Source organism: Streptomyces prunicolor NBRC 13075 (assembly GCF_000367365.1).
Taxonomy (GTDB): Bacteria; Actinomycetota; Actinomycetes; order Streptomycetales; family Streptomycetaceae; genus Streptomyces; species Streptomyces prunicolor.
The window spans coordinates 198,318-223,297 of the sequence record NZ_BARF01000059.1 but is presented as its reverse complement, the minus strand read 5'-3'; the positions used below and the strand labels follow the sequence as shown (position 1 = coordinate 223,297).

Here is a 24,980-nt window from a genome sequence, read left to right as displayed (position 1 = left end):
AAGGTGATCACCATGGCCCTCGCACTGCTCAGGCGCTGGCTGCCCCAAGGCGGCTCCGCCACGGCGGCGGGCCTCTCGCTCCCCCTCCCGCCCGGCGCGGGCGGCCTCGGCCGTGAGATCGTCGACCCGATGGGCTCGCCCATGGCCTCCGCCGAGGTGACGGTGACGGCCCTGGACTCGCATCGCGTCGCCGCCTCCGGTACGACCGACCCGTACGGCTTCTTCCTCGCGGCGCTGCCGCCCGGCCGCTACGGCCTCCTCGTCTCGGCCCAGGGACTTCAGCCGCACCAGGAGACGGTGGAGATCGTCGCCGGAATCGCCGAACCCACGGAACGGATCTGGCTCCAGCCCGGCCGCGCCCAGGAACTCCCGCCGCCCGGCACCTGGCTCTTCGACCCGCCGCACACCGCGATCCGCTTCATCGCCAAGCATGTCGGCATGGCGCATGTGCACGGCCGGTTCGAGCGGTTCCAGGGCGGTATCCAGATCGCCCAGGAGATGACCGACTCCCGGGTCCACGTCCGTATCGACGCGTCCAGCATCACCACGGGCAACACCACGCGGGACAACCACCTGCGCTCCGGTGACTTCCTCGACGTGGAGCGCTACCCGTACATCGACTTCGCCAGCACCCGGTTCGCCTACCGGGGCGGCAGCAAGTGGACGTTGCAGGGTTCGCTCACGATGCACGGCGTGAGCCGCTCGGTGAACCTCGACACCACCTACCTGGGCACGGTCAACGGCGGCTACGCCGAGGAACTCCGCTGCGCCGCCCTCGCCACGGCCGAACTGCACCGCGAGGACTACACCCTGAACTGGCGCAGCATGCTGGCCCGGGGCATCGCCGTCGTGGGCCCCACCGTCCAGCTGGAGTTGGACATCCAGGCGATGTACCGCACCCACGACACCCCGACGCCGCCGAAGTGACCCTGCGCATGCGGTAGGGTTTACCTGCGCGTTCACCCGAACTGTCGGGTGCGGCGCGAGCGGGACGTGGCGCAGCTTGGTAGCGCACTTGACTGGGGGTCAAGGGGTCGCAGGTTCAAATCCTGTCGTCCCGACTCGAGAGAGTCGTAGATGAGTTGAAGGGGCGGTCCCGGAGAGATCCGGGACCGCCCCTTCGGCGTCTTGGCCGTCCGTGGTTCAACGTGCGGGATCACTTGAGGGCGATGTCGTCGGCGTAGTACCTGCCCTGTGCGTACCAGCCGTGCACGTAGACGGTCGCCTTGGTCTGGGTCGGGCCTGTGGTGAAGGAGACGGTCAGCCGGGTGTAGGCAGCGGGGGAAGTGGCCCAGGTGGAGGTGGAGTCGTTCACGCCCAGGTAGACGTAGGAGCCGCGGACCCAGCCGCTGAGTGAGTAAGTGGTGTTCGGGTGTACCGCGACGGTCTGGTCGCACTGCGCGGTGTCGCTCGAACTCACCGCCCCCTGGAGGGCTTTGGAGCCCGAGTGGACGGGGGAGGTGACGATGGAGCCCGGGTTGCCGGCGCAGCTCCACGGGGAGATGCTGCCCGACTCGAAGCCGGGGTTGGTCAGTTGGTCGGCCGCCACGACCGCGCTCGGGGCGGCCGACGACGGGGCCGCCGACGATGGGGCGGCCGACGAGCTCGCCGACGGGGCGGCGGGGGTGGCCCCGGTGGGGCTGGGGATCAGGAGGGAGCAGCCGAAGCCGGCGACGGCCGCCGCGGCGACCGCGATCACCAGGGCCGCGCGGCGCTGTCCGGGCCGTAGCCGCGGGCGGTCCACGGGGCGCGGCGGACGGGCGTTGCCGTCGGATGCGGGGAGTTTCTCCGTCCTGTCGCCGGGGACGGGCGGGAGTTCCGCTGTCTCGGCGTCGGTCGGAGGGGGTGGGACGGGGACGGTCACGGCCGCGTGGGCGCGGTAGTTCTTGTCCTGGCGTATCTCGTCGAGCAGCTGGGCCAGCGCGTCGGTGTTGCGCGGGCGCAGCACGCGGATGGGCTCCAGCGCGGTGCGGTCGTCCGATGCGTCGGACGCGGGCGGTGTGGGCACGGCGCTCTCCTTCCGTCCCGTGGCAGAAACCCGAACTGTCCCTGCGGAATTGATACGCGGCGCTCGCTCCGGAGGTTCAGCCGGTGCCGCCTCCGTCCACCTGCACCGGACCCGGCTGCCGGCCTTGACCCCGGCCACCATCGCCCGGGCGCTGAACGTCTCCGTGCGCACCCTTCATCGTGCCTTCGCCGACGGCGAGACCGTCATGGCGTATGTGCGCCGCCGTCGCCTCGAAGGCGCCCGCCGCGAACTCGGCCTTCCCTGCGGCCCGTTCACCGTCGCCGACGTCGCGGCACGCCGGCAGTTCGTCGATCCCCGCCACTTCCGCCGCGCCCACCGCGGCACGTACGGGCAGTCGCCCCGGCGACAGGGCGACCGAAGCACCTGACACGGCACGCGGTCGGCACCTCGGCCACCGCCTTCCGCGGGCCGCGTACTGGTCCGACCCGCCACCGCACTCGTCCCCGACCACGCCGTGGGCGCCCAGTTCCTGGATGTCCGCAGCCTGATCGGCACGGGCGGCATCCCCCTGCACCCCGGAGCGGTCGCGGCCTACCGGTCGTTGCACGGCTGAACAACCACTCAGGATCGGGTGCGGGGGAGATGCGTCCGAAATGCGGGGGAGATGCGCCGAAGGCCGTACCGCACGCAACCGGCTGTGCCGGCACGGCGTGTTCGCCTACGGTGCTGGAGGGTGTCGTGTTGTCGAGCGGGCGCGGGGGAGGTCGTGGTGGGTGACGGTGCGGGGGCGACGCTTGCGGAGCGCATCGCCAGGTACAGAGGCGGGGTGGGGGATCCCCGGGCGATGGTCGGGGAGTTGCGGCGGGCGGCGCTGTTGGTGCCGCTCGACGGCGGCGGGATGTGGACGGGTCACCTGGGCGGGGTACGGTGGATCTTCGCGTTCACCGGTGAGGCGTCTCTCGCCCGGTTCGCGCGCAGTCGTGGGAACAGTCAACAGGCTTGGGAATACGCCGAGTTGCTCGGGGCCCGGCTGCTCGACGAGGTCGTGCCCGGCATGGGGGAGCCCGCCGGGATCGCCGTCGACGTGGCCGACGGGGACGGGGCCATGCTCTTTCCTCCGGTGCTCGGGATCGTGCCGGAGGCGGCCGCGGTGGACCGGGATCCCGACGCTCCAGGGGAGGTGGGCTGATGGGCGGCGAGGCGGCGGATCTGCACATCGATCCGGACAGTGTCCGGCGCATCACCACAGGTCTGAACGAGGCGATCGGGGAACTGGGCGAGGTGGGTGACGCCACCGGTTCCGTGCTCGGCAAGGGGTTCTCGCAGTTGGCCATGACGGGCATGGAGGCCGGCCACCACGGTCTGTCCGTCGACTTCGAGGACTACTGCGAGCGCTGGGAGTGGGGCGTGCGCGCCCTGGTCCAGGACGCCAACGCGATCGCCGCGAAACTCGGCCTCGCGGCGGGCCTGGTCTGGGAGGAGGACCGGTACGTCGAGACCTCGCTCAAGTACGGCCTGAACGCGATCGCGGGCGGCAACCCGTACGCCTCCGAGGACGAGATCGGCAAGCAGAGCTGGGGAGATGTGGCCAAGCCCGACTGGCTCGACCCCGACTACAGCGCCAAGTCCTTCGAGCAGGCCGGCGACGAGGCGGCGCAGACGTGGAAGGACACCGGCCGTTCGCTGCTGACCGAGGGCAGGGGCGGAATGCAGTCCGACCTGCTCAACGACGTGCTCGGCGTCGACCAGCAGCAGTTCGACCAGGCGGTGGACGACACCTTCGGACCCTCGCCCGAGGAGCGGGCGCAGCAGGCGCAGCAGGGCAGTGCCGACGGGGGCAACTAAGCGATGACGCGGGCAATTGAGCGATGACGGGGGCAACTGGCTGTGGGCATCGGCGACTTCATCAAGGACCTCACGCCCGACTCGGTGGAGGACGCGGTCGAGGACGGTGTCGAGTGGGCCGGTAACCGCGTCGAGGACGTCGGCAACTGGACGGCGGACCGGCTCGACGACGTCGGCTGGGAGTCGGGTGCCGACTGGGTGCGCGAGAAGTCCCGCTCGGTGGCCAACCGGATGGGCGCGGAAGTCGACGAGATGGACCTCGGACAGACCGAGGACAAGACCAAGCTGATCTACGGCAGTCCCGGCAAGCTGCGGTCCACGGCGGCGCATCTGCGCGATTTCCAGCGGGCGTTCGACAACGTGGGCCTCGGACTGGAAGGGCTCGACTCCGACACCCTCAAGGGGCAGGCGGCGGACGCCTTCCGCGCGACCGTGAAGATCGAACCGCCCAGGTGGTACAAGGGCGCCGACGCCTTCGAGGAAGCGGCGAAGGCCCTGGACGCGTTCGCCGGCACGGTCACCTGGGCGCAGGACCAGGCGCAGACCGCGATCGACAAGTGGAAGACCGGGACGGAGGCGTCCGAGAAGGCCGCCGACGCGCACAAGAGCAAGGTCGACAGCTACAACAAGGCCGTCGACCAGTACAACGCCAAGCCCGCCGACCAGCGTGACCCGTCCCAACTGCCGCCCAAGCCGGGGGAGTTCACCGATCCCGGCAAGCAGTCGATGCAGGAGGCGCAGGACATCCTGGCCGAGGCGCGCAGACAGCGCAACGCCGCGGCCGAGACCGCGCGCGGCGCCGTCACCCACGCCCGCGACGCCGCCCCGGCCAAACCCTCCTACGCCGAGCAGGCCCAGGACGGGCTCGACGAGTACGAGCTGATGAAGACCCACTTCGGCGCGGGCATCCTCAAGGGCACCGCGGGTCTCGTCAACTTCGCGCGCGGGCTCAACCCGACCGATCCGTACAACATCACGCACCCCGCCGAGTACCTGACCAACCTCGACAGCACCGTGGCCGGGCTCGTCACCGTCGCCAACGACCCCTGGGGCGCGGGCAAGCAGATGGTCACCGACTTCATGAAGGACCCGGCCGAAGGGCTGGGCACGCTGGTTCCCGACGTCGTGCTGGCCGCCGCCACCGGCGGAGCGGGCGCCGGGGTGAAGGGCGCGCGGCTCGCCGAGGAAGCGGCCGACGCGGCGAACGCGGCCCGGCGCGCGGAGGGCCTGGCCGACGACGCGGAAGGGGCGGGACGGCGCGCCGACGACATGCGCGACCCGGCCCGGCCGCCGAACTGCAAGTGCTCCGGGCGCGAGCCGGTCGACTTCGCCACCGGGCGGATGTTCCTGCCACAGGTGGACGTGGACCTGCCCGGCTCGCTGCCCCTGGTCCTGCGGCGCGACTACGAGTCCTCCTACCGGGCGGGCCGCTGGTTCGGGCCCACCTGGTCCTCGACGATCGACCAGCGACTCGAAGTCGACGCGATCGGCGTCGTCCTGCACGGCGAGGACAACCTGCTGCTGCCCTATCCGCATCCCGCGCCGGGCACTCCGGTACTGCCCGAGGCCGGGCCCAGCCGTCCCCTCGAACGCCACCCGGACGGCAGCTACACCCTCGCCGACCCCGCATCCGGTCTGACGTACACCTTCCACGCCCCCGAAGGCGCCGAGCCCGGCGGCGACGGCACCGCCCTGCTCGCGTCCGTCAGCGACCGCGCCGGGCGTACCGTCACCGCCGAGTACGACGCCGACGGGGCGCCCCTCGCACTGGTCCAACACGGCGGCCGGCGACTGGAGTTCACGGTCCACGACGGTCGGATCACCGCGTTGACCCTGGCCGGCGCGGGACCCGGGCCGCTCGTCCGCTACGGCTACACCGACGGTCACCTCACGTCCCTCACCGACTCGGCGGGGCACACCACCGGGTTCACGTACGACGACGAGGGGCGCGTCACCTCCTGGACCGACACCAACGGCTCCCGCTTCACGTTCGGCTACGACGAGCGGGACCGCTGTGTCACCCAGACAGGCGTCGAGGGCCATCTGTACTCCGACTTCCACTACTCGGACCCGGACCCCGCCACCGGCCTGACCACCACGACCGTCACCGACTCCCTCGGCCACACCTGGCGCTACCTGGTCAACGAGCGCCTCCAGGTCGTCGCCGAGCAGGACCCCACCGGCGCCACCGTGCGCACCACCCGCGACCGCCGCAACCGGCTGCTCTCCCGCACCGACGCGCTGGGCGGACAGACCCATTTCGCGTACGACGGCGCGGACCGGCTCGTCTCGGTCACCCGGCCCGACGGCAGCGTGCAGCGCGCCGCCTACGACGAACAGGGGCAGCTCGTCGAACTGACGCTGCCCGGCGGCGCACGCTGGCGGCAGGAGTTCGACGAGCGCGGGCTGCGCCACAGCGTCACCGATCCGGCGGGCCGCACGACGCGCTACACGCACGACGAGCACGGCCATCAGACGTCGGTCACCGATCCGCTGGGCGCGGTGACCCGGCTGCGCCACGACCCGGCGGGACTGCTCGTCGAACGCGTCGACCCGGCGGGCGGCGTGAGCCGGCGGCGCCGCGACACCTTCGGCCGGATCGTCGAACTCACAGGCCCACGCGGCGACTTGACGACATTCGCCTGGACCCCCGAGGGACGCCTGGCGAGCCGCACCGGCCCCGACGGCGGCACCGAGTCATGGACGTACGACGGCGAGGGCAACTGCCTGACGCACACCGACCCGGCAGGCCGCACCACCCGCTTCGCGTACACCCACTTCGACCTGATCGCGGCCCGCACCGACCCGGACGGCACGCGCCACACATTCGTCCACGACACCGAACTGCGGCTCGTCGAGGTGGCCAACCCGCAAGGACTGCACTGGAGTTACACCTACGACCCGGCCGGACGCCTGGTCGGCGAGACCGACTTCGACGGCCGCACCACCCGCTACGACAACGACCCGCTCGGCCGCGTCGCCGCCCGGCACACCCCACTCGGCGAGACCGTCCGCTACACCCGCGACACGATGGGCCGCGTCGTGCGCAAGGACGCGGCGGGCGCGGTCACCACCTACGAGTACGACCAGGCAGGACGCCTCGCGCACGCGGCGGCGCCCGGCGGAGCACTCACCTACCAGTACGACCGCTGCGGCCGGGTCAAGACGGAGCTGACGGACGGCCGCGCGCTCGCCTTCACCTACGACGCGGCGGGCCGCCGGACCCGCCGGATGACGCCGAGCGGGCGGACGACGACGTACGACCACGACGGAGCGGGGCGCACCGAGCGGCTCGGCGTCGCGGGACGCGAGGTCGCCTTCACCTACGACCCGGCCGGCGACGAACTGACCCGGAGTTTCGGCGAGGCGCTCACGCTGACGACAGAGCGGGACGCGGCGGGCCGGATCACCGGGCGGGACCTCGCGCACGCGGGCCGCGCCGTGCACCGCCGCGGCTACGCCTACACGCCCGACGGGCAGCTGGCGGCCGAGGAGGACAGCCTGCGCGGCCCGCGCCGCTACACCCTCGACGACGCGGGACGCATCACCGGCGTCACCGCCGAGCACTGGCAGGAGACGTACGCCTACCAGGGCGCGGGCAGTGCGACGGCCGACGCGGGCTGGCCCGAACGGCACCCGGGAGCGGATGCCGCGGGCGCCCGCGACTACCAGGGCACCCGGGTCATGACGGCGGGCGCCAACAGCTACGCCTACGACGACGCCGGCCGCCTGGTCCGCCGTACCCGAAAGCGCCTCTCGCGCAAGCCCGACACCTGGACGTACGCCTACGACGCCGAGGACCGCCTCCAACAAGTGCGCACGCCCGACGGCACGCTGTGGCGGTACCACTATGACCCGCTCGGCCGTCGCGTCGCCAAGGAGCGGCTCGGCCCCGACGGCGAAAGCGTCGTGGAGCGCACCGAGTTCGTGTGGGACGGCCCGGTCCTCGCCGAGCAGAGCACCGCACCGAACGGCCAACTGCCGCATCGCACCACGCTCACCTGGGACTACGACGGCCTCACCCCGATCGCGCAGACCGAGCGGCTGACCGACGAGGCCACCCAGGTCGAGATCGACGCCCGGTTCTTCGCCATCACCACCGACCTCATCGGCACCCCGACCGAACTCGTCGACGAACAGGGCCGGATCGCCTGGCAGTCACGCGCCACGCTGTGGGGCGTCACGGCGTGGAACGCGGACGCCGACGCGTACACACCACTGCGGTTCCCCGGCCAGTACTTCGACCCGGAGAGCGGCCTGCACTACAACCACCACCGCTACTACGACCCGCTGACCGCCCGGTACACCACTCCGGACCCGCTGGGTCTCGCCCCGGCGCCCGACCCGGCCGGCTATGTGCACAACCCGTGCACGACCAGCGATCCGCTCGGCCTCGCCCCGTACGAGAACAACGGCGGTCTCGGCGAACTCCAGAAGGTCAACAAGCCGGACCCGGCCGCCGACAAGCTCGCCGAGAAGCTGGGCGGCGAGTCCCGGCTGAAGTTCGAGAACGATCCGTCGGGCCGCGAGTTCGACGCGATCAGCGACGACTACGTGGCCCAGACGAAGCCCGAGGGCATGCAGATGGGCAGCGCCTTCCGCAACCAGGCCAAGGCGACCTTCGAGCGATCGATAGAATCCGGCCGCACCCCCTACTTCCACTTCGAGGGCGAGCCGACCCCCGAGGTCATCAACAAGCTCAAGGACTACGGCAGGCGATACGGGATCGAACCCGTCATCGACATCAGCCCTCTGTGACGCACCGACAGACGCACCGACAGACCGAAAGACGCACCGAAAGAGGACCATGTACGAGTTCCACGGCTGGTTCGGTATCGCGGAGTCGACGGAGGAGGCCGACACCGGCACCCTGGACCAGGGCATCGCCGAGCTGCGCGAACGCGTCGAGGCCCTCGACTGGTCGACGGGCGAGGCGGTACTGCGCGCCCACAACGGCGAGTGGTTCGTACGCGCCGACGGGCTGGTCAACCGGCGGCGCGACGAGGCCGACGAGCTCGACGCCCTGATCGCCTTCATCGCGGGGCGCTTCCCCGGCGCGTGGGGTCTCCTGTACGAGCGCTCGGACGACCTTTCGTCACCGCCGGGGCCGGGCGCCTTCAGGGTGCGGGTGCTGGCACGTGGCGAGGTGACCGTACGCCTCGATCCCTTCCTGTCACCGGTACGGCCCCTCATCGAGGACTGACCGGGCGAGCGCCGAGAGCCGCAGCTGAAGGGGCGGTCCCGGAGAAATCCGGGACCGCCCCTTCAGCGTGCCTGCGATCTGTGCTGCCATCGGTGATTTGCGGATCTGAGCAAGGAACTTGCAGTGGCTTGCGCAATTAATTCTTTACTTCGTCGGAATCTAGCGGGCTGGATGGGGCCTCTGTACGGTCGGGGCGCCGGTTCCCCCCACCCCGTGAAGGAGCATCAGATGCTGACGATCCCCAGACCCAGGCGACTGGCGGCGGCCGCCGTCGCCGCGGTCGGCGCGCTGTGCGTGTCCGTTTTACCGGCCGCCGCCACCCCACAGCAGGCGCCGCCGGCCACGACGGCGGCGAGCGCGGCGAGTACGGCGGTGGCTGCGGCGAGTGCGGCGAGCGCGGCGAGTGCGGCGCTGGGTGCGACCACGCCGTTCTCCGTCTATGAAGCCGAGGGAGGAACTCCCGGCGGCGGCGCGGCCGTTCGGGCGTTGACCTCGGCGCCGACGACGCAGTACTCGAGCGCCGCCCTGGAGGCATCGGGCCACTCCTACGTCCACCTGGACGGCACGGGCCAGTCCGTGCAGTGGACCAACACCACCGGGCAGCCGATCTCCTTCCTCAACGTCCGCGCGAGCATCCCGGATTCGGCGTCCGGCGGCGGCATCACCGGGACGCTGGACCTGTACGTCGACGGGGTGTTCCGGCAGGCGCTGAACCTCAACTCGAAGCAGAGCTGGGTGTACGAGGGCAACGGCAACTACAACACGAGCGACGACCAGAACCCGGCCGACGGTGACCCGAGGGTCTTCTGGGACGAGTCGCACACCTTCGTCACCGGATCCCCGATCCCGGCGGGCGCCACGTTCTCGCTCCGCAAGGACTCCGACAACAGCGCCTCCTTCTACGACGTGGACTCCGTCGACGTCGAGAACCCGCCCGCCCCGCGGACCCAGCCCGCGGACTCGATCTCGATCACGAGCTGCGGCGCGGTGGCGGAGAACACCCCGACCAACGGCGCGGCCGACAGCCAGTCGGTGGACAGCCGGGCCGCCATCCAGAACTGCATCGACCAGGCCGAGCAACAGGGAAAGACCCTTTGGATCCCGCAGGGCACCTTCTATGTGAAGGGCACGGCGGGACTGGACGCACAGGGCATCACCATCGCGGGCGCGGGCCTCTGGTACAGCACGGTCTACCGTGACGTACCCGTCCCCAACTCCACCCCGCTGGCAGCCCTGTTCGACCTGACTTCGTGCACGGTGCGTGACTTCCACATCGACGCCAACGCCGTCAGCCGGAGCACCATCGGCGGGGACGGCGGCGCGATGGACACCACCGGCACCGACTGGTCGGCCGACGGCATCTGGACCCAGCACACCATGTCGGGCTTCTGGGCCTCCGGCACCGGCGGGACGGTCAAGAACAGCAGGCTGACGTCGATCTGGGCGGACGGGATCAACGTCAACAACGTGTCGCTGAACGCGGACACCGGGAACAATCTGACGGTCACGAACAACTTCGTGCGCGGGACCGGGGACGACGCGATCGCCATCAACTCGGTGGCGTACAACCCCAACAGCGACGGTTCCCAGACCCACTACAACCCGATGACCGATGTCACCGTCAGCAACAACACCTCGATCGCACCCTGGGGCGGCAAGGGCATCGGGATCTACGGCGGCAGCGGCCACCAGGTCAGGAACAACTACATCAGCGACACCGCCCGCTACATCGGCCTGGGCGCCGGGCGCTTCGGGGTCAACGGCAGCGATCTGCTGTCCGCGACCGTGACCGGCAACACCGTGGTCCGCTCCGGCGGCAACGCCTACAGCCAGGGCCAGCCCGCACTGCACATCGGCAACGGCGGCGACGGACAGAACACCGGGACCGTCGACAAGGTCACGGTGACCGGCAACACCGTCACCGACTCCCTCTACGACGGCATCGCCTTCTCCACCTCGACCAACACCCTGCTCCAGGACAACACCGTCAACGCCCCCGGCCGCAACGGCATCGCGATCTCGCCGCCGTTCTACCCCGCGCCCACCGGCTCCGCGACGCTAACCGGCAACACCGTCACGGGACTTGGCGCCGGCACCTCGGCCTTCGTCAACAACTCCACCGGTTTCACCGCCACGTTGAGTGACAACCACTGGCCGCCGCCCGCTCCCGAGGGACCCTTCGGCGGCACCCCGGCAGCCGTGCCTGGAACGGTCCAAGCGGAGAACTACGACACCGGTGGGCAAGGGGTCGGGTACAACGTCACCTCCGTCAACGGCAACGCCAACTCCTACCGCGCCGACGGCGTCGACCTCGACAACACCTCGGACACCGGCGGCGGTTACAACCTGGGTTGGACCGGTGCAGGACAGTGGTTCCGCTACACGGTCGACGTCGCCGCGGCCGGCACCTACACCCTCGACCTGCGCATCGCGGCACCATCCGCGGTGCCCGGTGCGCTGCACCTGTCGGACGCCTCCGGCACGAACCTCACCGGCGCCGTCGACCTGCCCGCCACCGGCGACTGGCAGACCTGGGGCACGGCGACCGCCCAGGTGACCCTGCCCGCCGGCCGGCAGATCCTGACCCTCAATCAGGACAGCGGCGGCTGGAACATCAACTCCCTTGGCTTCACCGCGAGTTCCGACACCCCCGCGACCAACCTCGCCGCGGGCAGGCCCACCACCGAGTCCAGCCACACCGACGTCTACGCGTCGTCGAACGTGACGGACGGCAACCAGGGTTCCTACTGGGAGAGCGCCAACAACGCGTTCCCGCAGTGGGTCCAGGTCGATCTCGGCTCGGCCCGGAGCGCCGCCCGCGCGGTCCTGCAACTACCCGTCACCTGGGGCGCCCGCAGCCAGACGCTGTCCCTGTCGGGCAGCACCGACGGCGCCACCTTCACCACTCTGAAGTCCTCGGCCGCCCAGGCCTTCGACCCGGGCACCAAGAACACCGTCACGCTCACCTTCCCGGCCGCGCTCCGGCGCTACTACCGCGTCACCATCGCCGCCAACACCGGCTGGCCCGCGGGCCAGGTCTCCGAATTCCAGGTCTGGACCGCCTGACTCCCTCTGCCCTCTCCGTCCCTTCCGCACCGTGCCGCCGGACATTCCGTCCGGCGGCACCATCATGTGCACGGGGCACATGAGATCTTGCGGGCTGGAAATTTGTTTGTTGCAGAGTTCTGTCTAGTTATTGCGTGATCATGTCAACGTCATTACGGTCCTCCATGCATCGTCACCAGCCCCCCGTCTCCCCTCCCTCTCTGGCGGCGCCAGCGCGACAGTTCCGGCATTTCATTACGTAAGGAGTGGCACGTGTTCCATTCCATCCGAGATCTGAGACGAGCCCTCGTCTGGTCGGTCAGCACCGCGATGCTGACCGCCGTAGGCGTCTTCGCTCTCGCCGTCCCACCCGCCGCGGCGGCGTCCACCGCCACCGGCGGCAGCGGCGCGAGCCTCCCGTACGTCGAGGTGCAGGCGGAGAACTCCGCGACCAACGGCACGAACATCGGCCCGAGTTACACCGCGGGCCAACTCGCCGACGAGGCGTCGTACCGCAAGGCGACGACGCTTCAGGGCACCGGCCAGTACGTCACGTTCACCACGCCGGTGGCGACCAACTCGATCAACTTCCGCTACAGCATCCCCGACACCTCGGGCGGCTCGGTCTACACCGCCGCGCTGTCGCTGTACGTCAACGGGGTCAAGCAGCCCGACTTCACGTTGACCAACGCCTACAGCTGGTACTACGGCAGCTACCCCTTCACCAACACGCCGGGCAGCAACCCGCACCACTTCTACGACGAGGCCCACCGCCTGTTCTCCACCACGTATCCGGCCGGAACGACCTTCAAGTTCCAGGTCGACGCGGGTGACACCGCCTCCTCGTACACGATCGACTTCGCCGACTTCGAGCAGGTCGGCGCCGCCCTGGCCGCCCCCTCGGGCGCGGTGTCGGTGACCAGCAAGGGCGCCGACGCGACCGGTGTGGCCGACGCGACCAGCGCCTTCAACGCCGCGATCAGCTCGGCGGGCCCCGGCGGCACCGTGTGGATCCCGCCGGGCACCTTCAACATCCCCGGCCACATCAGCGTCAACAACGTCACGATCGCCGGCGCCGGCATGTGGTACTCGACCGTCATCGGCACGGCCCCCGGCTTCTACGGCAACTCCGCGCCCAACGCGAGCACCGACGTACGCCTCCAGAACTTCGCGATCTTCGGCAATGTGCAGGAACGCGACGACAGCGCCCAGGTCAACGGCATCGGCGGCGCGATGAGCGACTCGACCGTCTCCAACCTGTGGATCGACCACATGAAGGTCGGCGCCTGGATGGACGGGCCGATGGACGGGCTGACGTTCACCGGCATGCGCATCCGTGACACCACCGCCGACGGCATCAACTTCCATGGTGGCGTCACCAATTCGAAGGTGACCAACAGCGAGATCCGCAACACCGGCGACGACGGCATCGCCACCTGGGCCGACTCCGCCCTCGGCGCCGACGCCAACGACACGATCTCCAACAACACCGTGTCGCTACAGATCCTCGCCAACGCCATCGCGATCTACGGCGGCCACGACAACACCGTCAGCGGCAACCGTGTGGTCGACACCGGCATCGCCCAGGGCGGCGGCATCCACGTCGGACAGCGCTTCACCTCGACGCCGGTCGGTACCACCACGATCTCCGACAACACCATGGTGAGGGCCGGCAGCCTCGACCCCAACTGGCAGTTCGGCGTGGGCGCGTTGTGGTTCGACGGCAGCCAGGGTGCGATCACCGGCCCCATCAACGTGACCAACGCGCTGATCCAGCAGAGCCCTTACGAAGCCGTCCAGTGGGTCGAGGGCACCATCAGCGGCGTCAACCTCAACAACGTGACCATCGCCGGCACCGGAACCTTCGCCCTCCAGGAACAGACCGGCGGCGCCGCCAAGTTCACCAACGTCACGGCCACCGGCGTCGGTTACTCGAATCCGGTCTACAACTGCTCGGGCGGCAACTTCGTCGTCACCGACGGCGGCGGCAACTCCGGCATCAGCGGCACGCCGTACTGCGGCGGTTGGCCCGCTCCGGTCTACCCGCCCTACCCGTCGGAGGGCGTCACGGCCACCCCCGGCGCGCTCAACTTCGGTTCCGTGGCGACCGGTTCGACGAGCGCCGCGCAGACCGTGACGGTCTCCAACCCGACCAACAGCGCCGCGTCCGTCTCCTCGATCGCCACCAGCGGCGACTACTCCCAGACCAACACCTGCGGTTCGTCGATCGCGGCGAACGGCTCGTGCACCGTCAGTGTGAAGTTCGCGCCGACGGCGGCGGGCAGCCGTAACGGATCCCTGACCGTCAACGCGGGCGGGACCACCAACACGGTCAGCCTCTCCGGTACCGGCACCGCGCCCGGCCCGGTGCTGAACACCGACCCGGCGAGCCTGTCCTTCGCCGGAACGGTGGTCGGCTCCTCGGCCACCGCGCAGACGGTGACCGTGACCAACTCGGGTACGGCGTCGGCGAGCATCTCCGCCGTCACGGCGACCGGAGACTTCAGCCAGACCAACAACTGCTCCACCCTCGCGGTCGGCGCCTCCTGCACGGTGAACGTCGGCTTCAAGCCCACCACGGGCGGAGCGCGCGCGGGCACCCTGACCGTCACCAGCAACGCCAACAACAGCCCGACCACGGTCTCCCTGACCGGCACCGGCATCGACAGCACCACGAACATCGCCGCCGGGCGGCCGGCTTCGGCGAGTTCGAGCAGCAGTCCGTACGTCGCCTCGAACCTCACCGATACGGACGCGTCCACGTACTGGGAGGGCACGCTCGGTTCGTTCCCGCAGTGGGCCCAGGTCGACCTCGGCCAGAACTACGGCGTCGGCAAGGTCGTGCTCAAGCTACCGCCGGCGACGGCGTGGTCGGCCCGCACCCAGACCCTGTCGGTGCAGGGCTCCACGGACGGCTCCAGCTTCTCCACGCTCAAGGCCTCGGCCGGGTACACCTTCGACCCGAGCGCCAACGCCAACACCGTGACCATCACGTTCAGTTCGGCCACGGCGCGCTATGTACGGGTCAACATCACCGCCAACTCGGGCTGGAACGCTGCCCAGTTGTCGGACTTCGAGGTGTTCCCCAGCGGCGGCGGCTCCTCACCGGCGACCCTGTCGGCCGACCCGACGTCGTTGTCGTACGCCACTCAGGCGCTCAACACCGCCAGCAGCGCGAAGACGGTCACGGTGACCAACTCCGGTACGGCGGCGGCGACCGTCTCGGGTATCACCGTCACGGGCGACTTCGCGCAGACCAACACCTGCGGTTCGTCGATCGCGGCGGGCGCCTCCTGCACGGTGAGCGTCACGTTCACGCCCACCGCGTCCGGCACCCGCGCCGGTGATCTCAGCATCGCCAGCAACGCGTCGAACGGCACAACCACGGTCGCGCTGACCGGAGTTGGCGCGGGAACCGTAAGCCGGAATCTGGCGGCCGGCGCGGCCACCACCGAGTCCAGCCACACCGACGTGTACGCGTCGTCGAACGTGACGGACGGCAACCAGGGCACCTACTGGGAGAGCGCCAACAACGCCTTCCCGCAGTGGGTCCAGGTGGACCTCGGCTCAGCGCAGAGCGCCGGCCGGGTCGTCCTCCAGCTCCCCGCGACCTGGGGCGCCCGCAACCAGACGCTGACCCTGTCCGGCAGCACCGACGGCGCCACCTTCAGCACCCTCAAGTCGTCGGCGACGTACACCTTCGACCCCACCACCAACAACACGGTCACCCTCACGTTCACCGCGACCACCCAGCGATACCTGCGGGTCAACATCACGGCGAACAACGGCTGGCCGGCGGGTCAGATCTCGGAGTTCCAGGTCTGGAACAGCTGATCCGACCCGATGGTGCCGCCGAGCGCGAGCGTGAGCGCGCTCGGCGGCACCGCCCACCAGGCGGAGTCAACAACCGTCAACAGGCGTCAACAGGAGTGCGGAGGAGTCCAGATATGGGTGTCACACGCAGAGTCTTCCTGAGAGCCGCGATCGCGGCCACCGCGGTGGGAGCCGCGGGAGCGACCGAGACCGCACTCGCCCCGACCGCGTCGGCGGCCGGCGCGCCGGGCGATGTCGTCGGCAAGATCACCGTCGGCTACCAGGGCTGGTTCGCCTGCGGCGGCGACGGCGCGCCCATCAACGGCTGGTGGCACTGGAGCCAGGACTGGGGCCAGCCTCCGTCCCCGACCAACACCAACATCAAATGCTGGCCCGACGTACGCGAGTACAGCAGCACCTACCAGACGTCGTACGCCGCCCTCGGCAACGGCCAGCCCGCCAAGCTGTTCTCCTCCTACGACCAGCAGACGGTGAACACCCACTTCCTGTGGATGCAGCAGAACAACATCGACACCGCCGCTCTCCAGCGCTTCAACCCCACCGGCGGCGAGGGCCCCACCCGCGACGCCATGGCGACCAAGGTGCGCAGCGCCGCCGAGTCGTACGGGCGGAAGTTCTACATCATGTACGACGTCTCCAACTGGACGAACATGCAGTCCGAGATCAAGACGGACTGGACGAACAAGATGTCCGCGCACACCGCGAGTTCGGCCTACGGGAAGCAGAACGGCAAGCCGGTCGTCTGCATCTGGGGCTTCGGCTTCGACGACCCCAACCACCCCTTCACCGCCGACGCCTGCCTCGACGTCGTCAACTGGTTCAAGAATCAGGGCTGTTACGTCATCGGCGGCGTCCCGCGCGAATGGCGGACGGGCACCGGGGGCTCGAAGTCCGGCTTCCTGGGCGTCTATCACGCCTTCAACATGATCTCGCCGTGGATGGTCGGCGCCATCGGCAACATCACCGAGGCCGACAACGCCTACACCACCTACACCGTCCCCGACCAGGCCGACTGCAACGCCAACGGCATCGACTTCCAGCCCTGCGTCCTGCCCGGCGACGTCTCCGGGCGGCAGCGCGCGCACGGCGACTTCATGTGGCGGCAGTTCTACAACATGGTGCGGGCCGGGGTGCAGGGCATCTACATCTCCATGTTCGACGAGTACAACGAGGGCAACCAGATCGCCAAGACCGCCGAGACCCAGGCCTGGGTGCCCACGAACTCCGGTTTCCTCGCCCTCGACGAGGACGGCACCGCCTGCTCCTCCGACTACTACCTGCGCCTGACCGGCGACGGCGGGCGCATGCTCAAGGGCCAGCTCGCGCTGACCCCAACTCGCCCCACCCAGCCGGTGGTTCCGACCGGCGGCGACACCACACCGCCCGCCGCGCCGGGCGGCCTGACCGTCACCGGGCACACCAGCAACTCCGTCTCGCTGAGCTGGAACACGGCGACCGACAACGTCGGTGTCACCGGCTACCGGATCCTCCAGGTGTCCGGCTCCACCAGCACCCAGGTGGGCACGACCGGCTCAACCTCCTTCACCGTCACGGGACTTGGCGCGTCCACCGCTTACACCTTCGACGTCGTCGCCCACGACGCGGCGGGCAACGTCTCGCAGCCCTCCAACCAGGCCACCGTCACCACCGACCCCCCGTCCGGCACCACCAACCTGGCCCTCCACCAACCCACTTCGGAGAGCAGCCACACCCAGATCTACGGCTCCGGCAATGCGACCGACGGCGACACGAACACCTACTGGGAGTCCGCCAACAACGCGTTCCCCCAGTGGGTCCAAGTCGATCTGGGCGCAGCGACCGGCGTCAAGCGGATCGTCCTCCGCCTTCCGCCGGCGACCGCCTGGGCCACCCGCACCCAGACGATCACCGTGCAGGGCGGCACGGACGCCGGCACCACCACCCAGCTCCTCGCCCCGGCGGGTTACACCTTCGACCCGGCGACCGGCAACGCGGCGACCCTCACGCTCCCGTCCACCGTCACCACCCGCTACCTACGGCTCACCTTCACCGCCAACACCGGTTGGCCGGCCGGGCAGGTCTCGGAGTTCCAGGTCTTCGGCGCCTGACGGACACCGGGTCTCGCCCCTACGACCCCCGTGCCCCCGCTACCCGAGCATCCAGCCCTCCGCCCGCCGCGCGGTGGCGCGAATGTTCTTGCGTGCGCCCGGTGGCAGACGCCGCAGTACCTCGCGGACGCCGTGGCGGAGGCGGTGGTCGGCGGTGGTCCGGAGCAGGACGCGGCGGGTGGTGCCGATCCGGCCGGGGTCGCCGACGGTGAGCCGGAGCTGTCCGCCCGGGCCGGCCCAAGTGGGGGAGACCAAGCGTGGGGGCGTGCCGACCGCGACGGTGCCGAGGGCGATACGGGTACTGCCCGGCGCGGGGGCCAGCCGAGGACGCCGCCCGACACCCAACAGCTGGGCGCTGCCCCAGACTTGATAGGCGCCGGTGCTCATGGGCGCGTCACCGCTCAGAGTCAGCGGGTCGATGACCGACTCACCGGCGACCACGACCCGGTGACGGCCGCCGCCGAGCGGTTCCAGCGTCGGTGTCAACTCCCCGTCCGGGTACCACCAGTGGTTGTCGGCGGTGTCGTGCACGATGAGTTCCCCGTACGCGTACGAGAAGGGGTCGGGAACCTCCCAGTCCTCCGCTCCCCTTATACCGTCCAGGAGTTCGGGGTCGAGCAGCATCCGGCCGCCGCGCTCCACGACGGTCAGCGGCTCGCCGTCGCCCCGGACCATGCCGATCCGGGTCCGCAGCACCAGCTTGTCGTTGCGCCAGCGCATGTCGTCCACCTCGACGTGCGCCTTGATCTGCTCGGTACGGCGGGCGAGTTCGACCAGGGAGTCCAGCCGGTCCCGCACGAGCAGCTCCGCCCGCAGCCGGCTGATCGCCGGGAGCCCTTCGCTCACCCCCGGCGGATAGCTCGTCATCGCCATCCGGCGGACGGTGGTGAAGTACTCCTCCAAGTCCTTGCCGGTGCGCCGCAGTACGCGCGGCTCGCTGACCGGCCGTAGCAACTCCACGCGGTACGAGCGGCGCAGCAGCCGGTCCTGGAGGTCGCCCGGCGGTGTGCCCTCCTTGATCGCCTCCACGACCTTGTCCAAGTGGCCGTAGTAGTCGTCGGCGGTGATCCGGCGGCCGCTGTTGTTGCCGCCGTCCTCCCGCCGATTCCATTGGTAGCAGGGGTAGTTGCCGAGTATCGACACCGTCTTGGCCCGCACATAGGTGCGCGCCATGAACAACTGGTCCTCCAGCCTGACCCGCCCCTCCGGGAAGCGGATCCCGTGCTCCCGAAGGAACTCCCGGCGGAACATCTTGTGCGGCGTCAGGCTCTCGAAGAGCGGCGCGTCGGCGGCCGTGCACCGCTCGACCGTCCGCTTGAACACATTGCTGGGCCCCTGCATCGTCCCGTGCACCTTGCCCAGCACGATGTCCGACCCGTTGCGCTCCGCCAGGGCGTACAGCCGCTCCAGCGCCTCGTACGACAACTCGTCGTCCTGATCGACGAATTGGACGTACTTCCCCTTGGCCCGGTCGACCCCCACATTCCGCGGCTTGCCCGGCCAGCCGGAGTTCTCCTGCCGGTACACCCGGACGTGCTCATGCGCCTCGGCCAGCCGTTCGAGTCGTTCGGCGGAGTCGTCCGTCGACCCGTCGTCGACGTACACGACCTCGTACGCGTCGGCCCCCAGGCTCTGGTTGACCAGCGACGGCGCACAACGGTCAATGTAGGAACCGGCGTTGTAGACAGGCACGACAACGCTTACCTTGATCAAAATATCCCCCCCGGGACAAGTGTTGTTGCCCTACGAGACACTTGTTGTTGGGGATTAGTTGTACGGCCCTTGGGGTGCGCCTTACGGAATGTGCGAACGCCCGGACGACCGGGACCGCCGCGCTACGCGGATTCCCTGATCACCAGTTCCGTCGGCAGGATGAGCGGCGTCGGCTCCTCGCCCGCCAGCACGCGCACCAGCATCCGGGTCATCTCGCTGCCGAGGGCCACGATGGGCTGGCGGATCGTCGTCAGGGCGGGCTGGGTGTGCCGGGCGGTGAGGATGTCGTTGAACCCGACGACCGCGACGTCCCCGGGCACGGACCGGCCGCGCTCGCGCAGGACGTGCAGAGCGCCCGCCGCCATGGCGTCCGAGGCGACGAACATCGCGTCCAGATCCGGGTGTTCGTCGAGGAGACGGGCGGTCGCCGTGGCCCCGCTCAACTCGCTGAAGTCGCCGTGCGCCACGCGATGGTCCGCCAGGCCGGCCAGGGCGACCGCCTCGCGGAAGCCCAGGTAGCGGGAGACACCCGCGTGCATGTCGAGCGGACCGGTGACGGTGCCGATGGCACGACGGCCCATCGCGATCAGATACTCCACGGCCTCCCGGGCGCCACCCCGGTTGTCGGCGTCGACGTACCAGCGCGGGGGCCGTTCGAGGGAGCGGCCCCCGTGCACGACGGGGACGTTCCCCGCCTCGACGACCTTCGCCAGCGGGTCGTTCTCGCGCAGGGCCAGCAGCATGACGCCGTCCGCACCGCGGGACTGAAGGATGCGGGTGAGCCGGTCCCGGCCCCGCTCGCTCGCGGCCAGGATCAGCAGCAGTTCGAGGTCGGTCTCCTCCATCACCGCGTTCACCCCGGTGATGACCTCGGCGAAGAAGAGGTTGGCGAACAGCGCCGGATCGTCGCTGGAGATCGCCAGCACCACCGCGCCGCGCCGCTGCGAGGCGAGCGAACGGGCCGCCACATTGGGCACATAACCCAGCTCCGCCACGGCACTCTCCACCGCCTGCCGCGCCTTCTGGCTGACATGCCGGCGGTTGTTGATCACCCGCGAGACGGTTCCGACGGACACCCCGGCGCGCAGCGCCACCTCGTCGAGCGTCGGCGGCCGTGAGGTCATGGGGGGCGACTCCAGTTCGTACGGAGGGGCGGGCGGTGGCGGGGGCGGGCGGTAGCAGCACTGTAAGCGCTGACGGCGTCACAGGCCGCCGCGCCGGATGACCTCCGCGTACCAGCGGGCGCTGTCCTTCGGCGTACGGCGCTGGGTCGCGTAGTCGACGTGCACGATGCCGAAGCGGGGCCCGTAGCCGAAGGACCACTCGAAGTTGTCGAGCAGCGACCAGACGAAGTAGCCCTTGAGCGGCACACCGTGGCCGATCGCCTCCGCGCAGGCACGGAGATGGCCGTCCAGGTAGGCGATCCGGTCCGCGTCGTGCACCACCTCGTGCTCCCCGTCCTGCTCGACCACGTCGTCGAAGGCGGCTCCGTTCTCCGTGATGTACAGGGGTACGGCCGGATAGTCGGCCTTCAGTCGCAGGAGAAGGTCCAGGAGTCCCCGCTCGTCGATCTCCCAGCCCATCGCCGTCTTCGGCCGGCCGCCGTCGGCGACCCGGGTCAACGGCGAGCCCACGTAGGCGGATTGGGTCGGTGTCGGGCTGCCCGCGACCAGCATCGGCGCGTAGTAGTTGACGCCCAGGTAGTCCAGCGGAGCCCCGATCCGCTTCAGGTCGCCGTCGCGGACATGGCCCGTGCCGGTCACCTCGCCGAGGTCGTCGAGCACGTCCTCGGGATACGCGCCGCGCAGCAGCGGGTCGAGGAAGAGGCGGTTCTGCATCCCGTCGATACGGCGGGCCGCGTCCAGGTCGGCGGGCTCGGCGCTGAGCGGGGTGACATGGGTGAGGTTGAGCGTGATGCCGACGCGTGCGGAGTCCCGTATCGCCTCCGAGGCCAGGCCGTGGCCGAGCAGCAGATGGTGTGCGGCCCGTACGGCGGCGGCGGGTTCGCGGCGGCCGGGGGCGTGCCGGCCCGTGCCGTAGCCGAGGAAGGCCGAGCACCACGGCTCGTTGAGGGTGGTCCAGCGGGCGATGCGGTCGCCCAGCGCCTCGTGCGCGAGGGCGGCGTACTCGGCGAACCGCTCGGCCGTGTCCCGCACCGGCCAGCCGCCCGCGTCCTCCAACGGCTGGGGCAGGTCCCAGTGATAGAGGGTGGGCCAGGGCTGGATGCCGTGGTCGAGGAGGGTGTCCGTGAGCCGGCGGTAGAAGTCGAGGCCGCGCTGGTTCGCCGGGCCGGAGCCGGTGGGCTGGATCCGGGGCCAGGCGAGGGAGAACCGGTAGGCGCGCAGGCCGAGTTGGGCCATCAGCGCGATGTCCCCGGGGAAGCGGTGGTAGTGGTCGGCCGCGATGGCCCCGGTGTCACGGCCCCGGACCGCGCCCGGAGTGGTCGCGAAGGTGTCCCAGATGGAGGGGCCCCGGCCGTCCTCCGTGACCGCGCCCTCGATCTGGTAGCTCGATGTGGCGGCGCCCCACAGGAAGCCGGGATCGAACATGCTCACTGACTCGACCTCACTGACTTGAACCTCCGTCTACGGGATATTCCGAGAGCGGTGACAATCGGAGTGTCCGCGTCCTCGATCCGAATGCCGCTGCTGACCTGGGATGGAACTGGGTTGACGCCACAGCCCGGCCGGTTCCTGTGCGATGCCTCAGTAAGAAACTGGAAGCGCTAACAGTCGCAGACTAGAAGCGGAACGTTCGGTCTGTGAAGGGTCCGGACGTGGAAAGACTGTGGATGTGGCTGTGGAAGTGGCTGCGGAAGAGACTCCTGTGCGTGAAGTCTTGACAGCTTCGTCGCCCCCGCCCACCATCTGGCACTGACGCCGCACCGAGCCGGGACCCTGTCACCGAGAGGGCCCGGTATGTTCCGCAGCACCAGATTCCGCAGGACCAGATGGGGCGCGGTCCTCCTCGCGCCCGCCCTGACCGTCGCCGCCCTGGCCGCGACCCCCGTGCTTCCCGTGACGTCCGCGCAGGCCGCCGACGCGCCCTACGAACGGGTGCTCAACGGCACGTTCGACAACGGCAAGACCTCGTGGTGGAGCAGCGGCAACACACCGTCCACCGTCAACTCGGGCCGCCTGTGCGCCGATGTCCCCGCCGGGACCGTCAACGTCTGGGACTCGATGATCGGCCAGAACGACATCCCGCTGGAGGCGGGTCAGCCCTACACCCTGCGCTTCACCGCCTCCGCCACCCGGGACGTGTCGATCCACGCGGTGCTTCAGGTGCCCGCCGCCCCGGTCACGACGACCTTCAACAAGACCGCCGCCCTCACCACCACGCCGAAGACCTTCCAGTTCACCGGTACCTCGACCACCGCCAACCTGCACGCCCAGCTCTCCTTCCAACAGGGCGGCGCCGCCCAGCCGTTCACCCTCTGCCTCGACGACGTCTCCCTCACCGGCGGCGCGATACCCCCGGGCGGCGGACGGGACTTCGGCTCCCCGGTGCGGACGAACCAATACGGCTACGCGGTGCACGGCCCGAAGAAGGCGTCCATCGTCAACTCCTCGACGAAGCCCGTGCGTTGGCGGCTGCTCGACGACTCGGGTGAGGTCGTGAAGTCGGGCCGCACCGACGTCCAGGGCACGGACGCCGCCTCCGGCGACCATGTGCACATCGCCGACTTCAGCTCGGTGCGCAAGGCCGGTACGGGATACACGCTCGTCGTCGGCGACGCGACCAGCTATCCGTTCGCCATCGCGGAGAACCCCTATACCTCCCTGCGCAAGGACGCGTTGGGGTACTTCTACGACGTCCGCAGCGGTACGCCCATCGAGGCGCAGTACGCGGGCGACGCCTACGCCCGGCCCGCCGGACACATCGGCGTGGCCCCCAACAAGGGCGACACCGACGTACCCTGCCTGCCCGGCACCTGCGACTACTCCCTTGACGTCCAGGGTGGTTGGTACGACGCGGGCGACCAGGGCAAGTACGTCGTCAACGGGGCCCTGGCGGCCTGGCAGTTGATGGACTCCTACGAACGCTCCCGCGCCGAGGGCGACACCGCCGGACTGCGTGACGGACTGCTGAGCATCCCGGAGAACCACAACGGCGTCCCGGACGTCCTCGACGAGTCCCGCTGGGAGACGGAGTTCCTGCTGAGCATGCAGGTCCCGGCGGGCGAACCGCTGGCCGGCATGGTCCACCACAAGGTGCACGACCTGGCCTGGAGCGCCCTGCCCACCCAGCCCGACAAGGACTCCCAACCCCGTTACCTGCACGCGCCGTCCACCGCCGCGACCCTCAACCTGGCCGCCGCGGGCGCCCAGTGCGCCCGAGTCTGGGCCCGCTACGACGCGGACTTCGCCCGCACCTGCCTGACCGCCGCCGAGACCGCCTGGAAGGCCGCGCTCGCCCACCCCGACGTGTACGCCCCGAGCAGCGACAGCGTCGGCGGCGGAGCGTACGCCGACACCGACGTGACCGACGAATTCTCCTGGGCCGCAACGGAGTTGTACGCCACCACCCACGACCGCGCCTACCTGTCCCGCATCGACACGGAGATCACCCCGGCCGGGTTCTCCTGGCGGGACACCGGCGCGCTGGCCGACCTCACCGTCGTCCGGCTGCCGAACCGCTTCCCCGCCCGCATGGTCACCGCCGCCCGCAAGCGGGTCCTCGCCGTCGCCGACAGCTTCGTAAGCGATGAACGCTCGCAGGGTTACCCGAACCCCAACCTCCCCACCGACGGCGCCTATGTCTGGGGCTCCAACAGCGTCACCGCGAACAACGCCATGGTCATCGCGACCGCCTACGACCTCACCCACCGGGACAGCTACCGCAGCGCAGTCCTGGAGTCCCTGGACTACCTCTTCGGCCGCAACGCCCTGAACCAGTCCTTCGTCACCGGCTACGGCACCCAGTTCAGCCACAACCAGCACAACCGCATCTGGGCCCACCAGATCGACCCCAACCTGCCCAGCCCGCCGCCCGGTTCACTCGCCGGCGGCCCCGACTCCGCCCTCCAGGACCCGGTCGCGCAACAGAACCTCGTCGGCTGCGCCCCCGCCACCTGCTACATCGACGACATCTACTCGTACTCGACCAACGAGATCGCCATCAACTGGAACTCCGCGCTCGCCTGGGTGGCGACCTTCGCCGCCGACTCCGCGCGCTGAGCCTGCTGTTCGAACCGTACGTACCGCCGTGGCTCCGCCCGCGCTGGACGAGCGCGGGCGGGAGCCGAGCCGAGGGGCCCACGGCAGCCCCGACCCAAGAGATA

The 24,980-nt window shown here is 70.0% G+C and carries 13 protein-coding genes, 1 tRNA gene and 1 pseudogene; 11 read left to right on the top strand and 4 right to left on the bottom strand.

Annotated features, from left to right (window positions below):
• Positions 1-12: 12 nt before the first annotated feature.
• On the top strand, positions 13-927 hold the full coding sequence (locus SPR02S_RS27085; protein WP_019060152.1) for a YceI family protein: 915 nt from the start codon (positions 13-15) through the stop codon (positions 925-927).
• Positions 928-987: 60 nt separating this feature from the next.
• Positions 988-1,061: transfer RNA gene (locus SPR02S_RS27080), tRNA-Pro, on the top strand.
• Between the two features lie 101 nt (positions 1,062-1,162).
• Here the strand turns inward: SPR02S_RS27080 and SPR02S_RS64995 are convergent.
• Positions 1,163-1,651 (bottom strand): annotated as a pseudogene (locus SPR02S_RS64995) (carbohydrate binding domain-containing protein); the annotation flags it as partial.
• Between the two features lie 481 nt (positions 1,652-2,132).
• On the opposite strand from SPR02S_RS64995, the gene SPR02S_RS64990 reads away from it, so the two are divergent.
• The 8 genes from SPR02S_RS64990 (at position 2,133) to SPR02S_RS27030 (ending at position 17,983) form a co-directional block, all read left to right on the top strand.
• Entirely contained in the window at positions 2,133-2,396 is a 264-nt protein-coding gene (locus SPR02S_RS64990; protein ID WP_245607624.1) for a helix-turn-helix domain-containing protein, read from the top strand.
• 339 nt (positions 2,397-2,735) lie between these two features.
• The gene (locus SPR02S_RS27060) at positions 2,736-3,158 is read left to right on the top strand and encodes a hypothetical protein (RefSeq protein WP_020684217.1); all 423 of its coding nucleotides are present in this window, start codon (positions 2,736-2,738) and stop codon (positions 3,156-3,158) included.
• Positions 3,158-3,814, top strand: a complete 657-nt coding sequence (locus SPR02S_RS27055) for a hypothetical protein (protein ID WP_019060147.1) — start codon at positions 3,158-3,160, stop codon at positions 3,812-3,814. Before SPR02S_RS27060 ends, SPR02S_RS27055 begins: the two co-directional genes overlap by 1 nt.
• Positions 3,815-3,856: 42 nt before the next feature.
• Complete coding sequence (locus SPR02S_RS27050; protein ID WP_019060146.1) at positions 3,857-8,572, top strand: putative T7SS-secreted protein; 4,716 nt, start codon at positions 3,857-3,859, stop codon at positions 8,570-8,572.
• Positions 8,573-8,621: 49 nt separating this feature from the next.
• A complete protein-coding gene (locus SPR02S_RS27045; protein ID WP_019060145.1) occupies positions 8,622-9,017 on the top strand; it encodes an Imm7 family immunity protein in 396 nt (131 codons plus the stop codon).
• 228 nt (positions 9,018-9,245) lie between these two features.
• Positions 9,246-12,083, top strand: coding sequence for a carbohydrate-binding protein (locus SPR02S_RS27040; protein WP_026150898.1), 2,838 nt, complete (start codon positions 9,246-9,248; stop codon positions 12,081-12,083).
• A gap of 252 nt (positions 12,084-12,335) precedes the next feature.
• Complete coding sequence (locus tag SPR02S_RS27035) at positions 12,336-15,896, top strand: choice-of-anchor D domain-containing protein (RefSeq protein ID WP_019060142.1); 3,561 nt, start codon at positions 12,336-12,338, stop codon at positions 15,894-15,896.
• Positions 15,897-16,009: 113 nt separating this feature from the next.
• Complete coding sequence (locus SPR02S_RS27030; protein ID WP_019060141.1) at positions 16,010-17,983, top strand: galactose-binding domain-containing protein; 1,974 nt, start codon at positions 16,010-16,012, stop codon at positions 17,981-17,983.
• A gap of 39 nt (positions 17,984-18,022) precedes the next feature.
• On the opposite strand, the gene SPR02S_RS27025 is transcribed toward SPR02S_RS27030, so the two are convergent.
• The 3 genes from SPR02S_RS27025 to SPR02S_RS27015 all read right to left on the bottom strand — a co-directional run bounded on the left by SPR02S_RS27025 (position 18,023) and on the right by SPR02S_RS27015 (position 22,245).
• A complete protein-coding gene (locus tag SPR02S_RS27025; protein WP_019060140.1) occupies positions 18,023-19,675 on the bottom strand; it encodes a glycosyltransferase family A protein in 1,653 nt (550 codons plus the stop codon).
• 143 nt (positions 19,676-19,818) lie between these two features.
• Positions 19,819-20,820: a LacI family DNA-binding transcriptional regulator gene (locus tag SPR02S_RS27020; RefSeq protein ID WP_019060139.1), complete on the bottom strand. Its 1,002-nt coding sequence runs from the start codon at positions 20,818-20,820 to the stop codon at positions 19,819-19,821.
• 78 nt (positions 20,821-20,898) lie between these two features.
• The gene (locus SPR02S_RS27015; RefSeq protein ID WP_019060138.1) at positions 20,899-22,245 is read right to left on the bottom strand and encodes a GH1 family beta-glucosidase; all 1,347 of its coding nucleotides are present in this window, start codon (positions 22,243-22,245) and stop codon (positions 20,899-20,901) included.
• A gap of 369 nt (positions 22,246-22,614) precedes the next feature.
• On the opposite strand from SPR02S_RS27015, the gene SPR02S_RS27010 reads away from it, so the two are divergent.
• Positions 22,615-24,876, top strand: a complete 2,262-nt coding sequence (locus tag SPR02S_RS27010; protein ID WP_019060137.1) for a glycoside hydrolase family 9 protein — start codon at positions 22,615-22,617, stop codon at positions 24,874-24,876.
• Positions 24,877-24,980: the final 104 nt, after the last annotated feature.

Bases quoted from the DNA above. Each gene is read 5' to 3' on its own strand.
- SPR02S_RS27085 (WP_019060152.1), top strand. From the start codon at position 13: ATGGCCCTCGCACTGCTCAGGCGCTGGCTGCCCCAAGGCGGCTCCGCC.
- SPR02S_RS27055 (WP_019060147.1), top strand. From the start codon at position 3,158: ATGGGCGGCGAGGCGGCGGATCTGCACATCGATCCGGACAGTGTCCGG.
- SPR02S_RS27045 (WP_019060145.1), top strand. From the start codon at position 8,622: ATGTACGAGTTCCACGGCTGGTTCGGTATCGCGGAGTCGACGGAGGAG.
- SPR02S_RS27040 (WP_026150898.1), top strand. From the start codon at position 9,246: ATGCTGACGATCCCCAGACCCAGGCGACTGGCGGCGGCCGCCGTCGCC.
- SPR02S_RS27030 (WP_019060141.1), top strand. From the start codon at position 16,010: ATGGGTGTCACACGCAGAGTCTTCCTGAGAGCCGCGATCGCGGCCACC.
- SPR02S_RS27020 (WP_019060139.1), bottom strand. From the start codon at position 20,820: ATGACCTCACGGCCGCCGACGCTCGACGAGGTGGCGCTGCGCGCCGGG.
- SPR02S_RS27015 (WP_019060138.1), bottom strand. From the start codon at position 22,245: ATGTTCGATCCCGGCTTCCTGTGGGGCGCCGCCACATCGAGCTACCAG.
- SPR02S_RS27010 (WP_019060137.1), top strand. From the start codon at position 22,615: ATGTTCCGCAGCACCAGATTCCGCAGGACCAGATGGGGCGCGGTCCTC.